General features: G+C 75.3%; 6 protein-coding genes and 1 riboswitch. Of the genes, 2 read left to right on the top strand and 4 right to left on the bottom strand.

Translation table 11 applies throughout. The features are described from left to right. Positions 1-63 precede the first annotated feature (63 nt). The 4 genes from pknB to thiO all read right to left on the bottom strand — a co-directional run bounded on the left by pknB (position 64) and on the right by thiO (position 4,751). On the bottom strand, positions 64-2,022 hold the full coding sequence (pknB, locus tag ACJOT3_RS31435) for a Stk1 family PASTA domain-containing Ser/Thr kinase (RefSeq protein ID WP_406976759.1): 1,959 nt from the start codon (positions 2,020-2,022) through the stop codon (positions 64-66). A 523-nt stretch (positions 2,023-2,545) separates the two neighbouring features. Then, complete coding sequence (locus ACJOT3_RS31430; RefSeq protein ID WP_406976758.1) at positions 2,546-3,322, bottom strand: thiazole synthase; 777 nt, start codon at positions 3,320-3,322, stop codon at positions 2,546-2,548. A 2-nt stretch (positions 3,323-3,324) separates the two neighbouring features. Beyond that, the gene (thiS, locus tag ACJOT3_RS31425) at positions 3,325-3,540 is read right to left on the bottom strand and encodes a sulfur carrier protein ThiS (RefSeq protein ID WP_406976761.1); all 216 of its coding nucleotides are present in this window, start codon (positions 3,538-3,540) and stop codon (positions 3,325-3,327) included. Between the two features lie 5 nt (positions 3,541-3,545). Continuing rightward, a complete protein-coding gene (gene thiO, locus ACJOT3_RS31420; protein WP_406976760.1) occupies positions 3,546-4,751 on the bottom strand; it encodes a glycine oxidase ThiO in 1,206 nt (401 codons plus the stop codon). Between the two features lie 33 nt (positions 4,752-4,784). Then, positions 4,785-4,894, bottom strand: a riboswitch (TPP riboswitch). A 101-nt stretch (positions 4,895-4,995) separates the two neighbouring features. Here thiO and ACJOT3_RS31415 point away from each other — a divergent pair. Both ACJOT3_RS31415 and thiE read left to right on the top strand, forming a co-directional pair. Then, positions 4,996-5,355 carry an Rv2175c family DNA-binding protein gene (locus ACJOT3_RS31415; RefSeq protein ID WP_406976757.1) on the top strand — a complete coding sequence of 120 codons (360 nt, stop codon included), beginning with the start codon at positions 4,996-4,998 and terminating at the stop codon, positions 5,353-5,355. A 76-nt stretch (positions 5,356-5,431) separates the two neighbouring features. After that, positions 5,432-6,097 (top strand): thiamine phosphate synthase, encoded by a 666-nt coding sequence (gene thiE / locus ACJOT3_RS31410; RefSeq protein WP_406976756.1) that lies wholly within the window; start codon positions 5,432-5,434, stop codon positions 6,095-6,097. The last annotated feature ends 7 nt before the right edge of the window (positions 6,098-6,104 follow it).

Genomic DNA, 6,104 nt, shown 5'->3' with positions numbered 1-6,104 from the left:
CGGCCGGAACGCCGGAGGGGGCGGCCTCGCGGCCGCCCCCTCCTCGTCCGCCCACCGGCGGGATCAGTCGTCGTCGTCCCCGTCCTCGAACGCGAAGGGCGTCGCGGTGATCGTGATCTCCGTGCCCTCGGGCGCCTTGCCGGTGTGCGACTGCTCAGCCACGATCCGGCCGCCCAGGACGCGCTCCACCTCGACCTTGAACCCGGCCTCCTCCAGCGCCTCCCGGGCCTCGCGGACGCGCATCCCGACGACGTCGGGGATCTCGATCCCCGGCGGGCCGGTGGAGACGGTCAGCTCGACCACGCTGCCCGCGCTCAGGGTGGCGCCGGTGTCGGGGTTCTGGCTGATCACCAGGCCCTTGTCGACGCTGTCGCTCTCGACCTCGACGATGTTCACCTTCAGGCCCAGGGCCTCCAGGGCCTGCCGGGCGTCCTCGGCCGTCCGTCCGGCCACCGGCGGGACGTCGATGCCGCGGCTCACCTCGAAGGTGACGGTCGACTCCCGGTCCGCGATCTCCCCGGCCTTGGGGTCCGTGGAGATGACCTGGCCGGGCGGGACGTCCTCGGCGTCGACGACCTTCTGCTCCAGGCTCTCGGGCGCGAAGCCCAGCTCCTCCATCTCCTTGAGCGCGTTGGAGATGTCCTCGCCCTGGAAGTCGGGCATCTCGACCTCCTGCGGGCCCTTGGACAGGCTGAGCGTCACCTCCTCGCCCGGGAGCAGCCGCTCGCCGACCGCGGGCTCCACCGTGCCGACGGTGCCCGCCGCCTCCTCGCTGTAGACGCGCTCGTCGGCCACCTGGCACTTGAGCCCCGCGTCGCGCACGGCGGCGCAGGCGGCCTCCTGCTCGGCGCCGACGATCTCCGGGACCTGCTCGTACCGGCCGGCGAGGAACCACCACCCGGCGACGAACACGGCCAGGGCCAGGGCCGCGGCGCCCGCGCCCAGCAGCGCCCCGCGGCGCCGGCCCGGGCGCCTCTCCTCGGGGTAGTCGTCGTCGTAGCCGTCGTCATCGTCGTAGGGGGCGCCCGGGCCCATCTCCACGACCATGGTGGCGTTCTCGGTGCCCGGCCCGGCCCCGCCCGCGATCAGCTGCGGGGCGGTGACGGCGGCCGTCGCCGCTGCCGCCGGGGCGACCGGGGGCAGCGGCCCGCCGCCGGCCTGCGGGGTCTCCGGCAGCCGGTGCAGCACCTCCAGCACCTTGGCGAGGAACTGCCCGCCGTTGCCCGGCCGGTAGCGGGGGTCGCGCTCGGTGGCCTTGGTGACCAGCGCGTCCACCTCGGGCGGCAGGCCCGGCAGGAAGTGCGAGGGACGCGGGACGTCCTCGTTGACGTGCTGGTAGGCGATCGCGATGGGCGTCTCACCGGTGTGCGGCTGGCTGCCGGTGAGCAGCTCGTAGAGCATGATCCCGGACGCGTACACGTCGGTGCGGGCGTCGGCGGTGCCCCGCTCGATCTGCTCGGGCCCCAGGTAGGCGGCGGTGCCCATGAGGGTGCCGGTGCGGGTCAGGCCCTGGGTGGACTGCTCCACCGCGCGGGCCAGGCCGAAGTCGGCGACCTTGATCCGGCCGTCCTCGGTGATGAGCACGTTCTCGGGCTTGATGTCGCGGTGCACCATGCCGGCCTGGTGGGCGGCGCCCAGCGCGGCCAGCACCGGGGCCATCACCTGGAGGGCGTCGCGGGCGGACAGCCGGCCGCGCTCCTTGAGCAGCGCGCGCAGCGTGCGCCCGGGGACGTACTCCATCGCCAGGAACACGTGCCCGCGGTCCTCGCCCTGGTCGAAGACCTGGACGACGTTGGGGTGGGAGAGCTTGGCGACCGAGTGCGCCTCGTTGATGAAGCGCTGGACGAAGGTGGGGTCCTGGGCCAGCGAAGGGTGCATCACCTTCAGAGCCAGCCGACGGTCCAGCCTCAGATCATGGGCGACGTAGACGGTCGCCATCCCGCCTCCGGCGATCCTGGACTCCACGAAGTAGCGTTGGTCCAGAGTGGCGCCCACGAGCGGGTCGGAAGTCGTCATGTCCACGGCGGAGTAATGTCCTTGCTGCGGGGAGCGCGGGCTGTCGCGGCCGGTGGCGCGTACCCGACACCGGGTGTCGAACCGACACGATAGCGGAAGCCCGTCCCGGGTCTGCCCCGCGGTTCACGGCCGCGCCGCCCCTGTTCCACGGGGGTGGGGTGTGCGGTCCTGGGTCGTCCTCGGGTACGCCGTGCCCGGTTCCGGGCGGTGCGCACCCCTCTTCACGGTAGGGGATGGGGGCAACCCCGTGGTGCCGCCGCACCGGCGGCCTCCCCGGCACCCCGCGCTCGGCGTTCTGACCAGTGCGAACGCCGCGGGATGCCGGGGCGGCGCGCGCGGTCCGGCCTGCGCCGGCCCGCCGGGTCGGCGGCCGTGGTCCCCCGTATCTTCGTCGCACGGTGAGCGGTTCCGGTTCCGGATCACTCACATGATCACGAAAGAGACCCGGTACCCACGTGTTCGAGGTCTCCCCCCGCGGTACGGACCGGCCCCGCCGCCCCAGGGCGGCGGGGCCGGCCGGTGGCCCGGGTCACGCCCGGTCGATCCCCGGGGAGGAGGCGCGGGCGTGCCGCCGCACCGGGATGCGCCCCGCCAGCCGGGCGGCGCGCCCGGCGCGGACCGCGTCGCGCATCGCCCGGGCCATGAGCACCGGGTCCTCGGCGCGGGTCACCGCGCTGGCCAGCAGCACCGCGTCGCAGCCCAGCTCCATGGCCAGGGCGGCGTCGCTGGCGGTGCCGATCCCGGCGTCCACGATCACGGGGACACCGGCCTGCTCCACGATCAGCTCCAGGTTGTGCGGGTTGCGGATGCCCAGCCCCGAACCGATCGGCGCGGCCAGCGGCATCACCGCCGCGCAGCCCACCTGCTCCAGGCGGCGGGCCAGCACCGGGTCGTCGTTGGTGTAGGGCAGCACGGTGAACCCCTCGTCCACCAGCCGCTCGGCGGCCTCCAGCAGCTCCACCGGGTCGGGCAGCAGCGTGTGCTCGTCCGCCACGACCTCCAGCTTCACCCAGTCGGTGCCCAGCGCCTCCCGGCCCAGCCGGGCGGTGCGCACCGCGTCGGCGGCCGTGAAGCAGCCGGCGGTGTTGGGCAGCGGGCGGATCTTGTTGCGGTCCAGCACGTCCCAGACCGAGCCGCGGGCGCCCGGGGTGACCCGGCGCATGGCCACGGTGGTCAGCTCGGTCCCGGAGGCGGTCAGCGCCTCCTCCAGGACCTCCAGCGAGGGCGCCCCGCCGGTGCCGGTGATGAGCCGGGATCCGAAGGTGACGCCGGCGATGACCAGGGGGTCGTCGATGTGCTCGGCCATGGTCAGCCCCCCTGGACGGCGGTGAGGACGTCGACGCGGTCGCCCGTGCCCAGCCGGGTGCCGGCCCAGGCGGCGCGGCGCACCACCTCGTCGTTGACGGCGACGGCGATGCCGCCGGGGATCGTGCCGCCGTCGGCGGCGGTCAGGTCGCGCACGATCTCCTCGACCGTGACGGTGTCGGCGGCCTCGCGGCGGTCGCCGTTGACGATCAGCTCCACAACTCTCACTTCCACGTCGTCTCGCCGGCGCGGTCGGCGGCGAACCGCTCCGCGTACTCGGGCAGGGTCCCGGTGGTCAGGGCGCGGGCCATGACCTCGCCGGTGACCGGGGTCAGCAGCACCCCGTGCCGGAAGTGCCCCCCGGCCAGGTGCAGGCCGGGCACCCGGGTGGGGCCCAGCAGGGGTTCGTTGTCGGGGGAGCCGGGGCGCAGGCCCACGCAGGCCTCGGTGACCTCCAGCTCGGTCACCCCCGGCACCAGCTCGCGGGCGTCCCGGAGCACCTGCCACAGCCCGCCCACGGTGAGGGAGGTGTCGTAGCCCAGCTCCTCCTGGGTGGCGCCGATGACGATCTCGCCGTCGGCGCGCGGCACCAGGTAGACGGGGAAGCCCCGGACCAGGCCGCGCACCGTCCGCTCCACCAGGGGAGGTTCCCCGGCGGGCACCCGGGTGCGCAGCAGCTGCCCCTTGACCGGGCGCAGCGGCGGCACCACGGGCTCGGGCAGGTCGATGCGGTCGCTCCAGCACCCGGCGGCGATCACGACCTGGTCGGCGGGCACCTCCCGCCCGCCGTCCAGGACCGCGCCCAGCCGGGCGCCCCCGGCGCCGGGCGAGCGCACGGCCGTGACCCGCGCGCGGACCTCGGCCACCCCGGCGCGCTCCCCGGCCGCCGCCAGGGCGTGCAGCAGCAGGCGCGGGTCCACCGAGTGGTCCTCGGGGGCCAGCACGCCGCCGCGGACCGCGGGCGCCAGCATCGGCTCCAGGCGGCGGCACTCGCGGCCGGTCAGGCGCTCGGTGGCCACCCCCAGGCGCTTCCGCAGGTCGTGCAGGCGGTCCAGGACGGCCATGTCGTCGGCGTCGAAGGCGACCAGCAGCGTTCCGGTGGTGCGGTAGCCGACGCCGAGCCCGCTCGCCTCTTCGAGTTCGGCGACGAAGCCCGGGTACAGGGCGGCCGAGCGCAGGGCGAACTCCATGAGGGGTTCCTCACCGAACACCGCCTCGGTGGCGGGGGTGAGCATGCCCGCCGCGACGGTGGACGCGGCCCGGGCGCCGGCCGGGTCGGTGACGGGGTCGGGCTCGACCAGGGTGACGCGGGCCCCGGCCTGCGCCGCCCGCCAGGCGGTGACCCGGCCGGCCAGGCCGCCGCCGACCACGACCACGCCGTGGCCGCCCCCCGGGCTCTCGGACGCGGGATCCTCAGACGTAGGACGAATCGTGTCGGGCCGCCGCTCGGTGTTCGAGGTGCGCACGATAGTGCCTCCACTCCCTTCGCCGGCATGATCCGGATCAGGTTCGTGCGGTCGGGGGCGGCAGCCCCCCTCTCAGCCGGGTCCACCCGGCTCCCGCGGGACGTTGGTCTTCGCCCCACATACTACGGCCCCCGGACCGGGGCGTCCGAGCCGGTGCCGTCGGCGCGCAGGGTGTCCGGACGGGCCGCGCCTGTGGCAGATTGGTGGGGTGACATCTAGCGACTCCAACCTCGACTCCCTGGTCGGCGCGTGGCTGACCCTCAAGGAGGCGGCCGCGCCTCTGGGCGTGAGCCCGAACCGCATCAAGACGCTCATCCGCGAGAACCGCCTCATGGGCGTGGTCCGCGGCGGCGAGCTCTCCATCCCGGCCGCCTTCATCGACGGCGACGACCTCGTCAAGGGGCTGCCCGGCACCCTGGTCCTGCTCGGCGACGCGGGCTTCTCCACGGAGGAGGCGCTGCGCTGGCTCTTCACACCGGACGACACGCTGCCCGGCACCCCGATCCAGGCGATGCGCGAGAACCGGGGCACCGAGGTGCGCCGCCGCGCCCAGAGCCTGGCCTTCTGACCCCGTCCCCGGGGCGGGCGCGCCCGCGCCGCCCGCCCCCTTGGGCCCGCCGAGGTCAGGGCCTAGGGTGGGGAGCGTGAGGACCAGCCACGGAACCAGCCTGCGCAAGCGCCTGGACGCATCCCTTCTGTACCTGTGCACCGACGCCCGCCGCGAGCGCGGCGATCTCGCCGAGTTCGCAGACGCCGCACTGTCCGGGGGAGTGGACATCATCCAGCTCCGGGACAAGGGCCTGGAGGCGCGCGAGGAGCTCGCCGCCCTGGAGGTGCTGCGGGAGGCGTGCGAACGCCACGGCGCCCTGCTCGCGGTCAACGACCGCGCCGACATCGCCCGCGCGGTGCGCGCCGACGTGCTCCACCTGGGGCAGCGCGACCTGCCGGTGCCCATGGCCCGGGACATCGTCGGGGCCGACCCGCTGATCGGGCGCTCCAACAACGACATCGACGCCGCCCTGGCCTCCGCCGAGGAGCCGGGCAGCGACTACTTCTGCGTGGGCCCGGTCTGGGCCACGCCCACCAAGCCGGGCCGCCCGGCGGCCGGGACCGGACTGGTGGAGCGGGCCGCCGCCCTGGACACCGACCGGCCCTGGTTCGCGATCGGCGGCATCGACCTGGACAGCGTGGACCGGGTCCTGGACGCCGGGGCCCGCCGGATCGTGGTCGTGCGCGCCATCACCGAGGCCGGGGACCCGGCGGCGGCCGCCGCCGCGCTGCGCGAGCGCGTCGCCGCGCGCCGGGCCTGAGAACGCC

Origin of the sequence: Nocardiopsis protaetiae, from assembly GCF_045446735.1 — a bacterium.
GTDB lineage: Bacteria > Actinomycetota > Actinomycetes > Streptosporangiales > Streptosporangiaceae > Nocardiopsis > Nocardiopsis protaetiae.
Note: the sequence above shows the minus strand (reverse complement) of the source record. Positions and strands in the feature narration are given on the sequence as shown.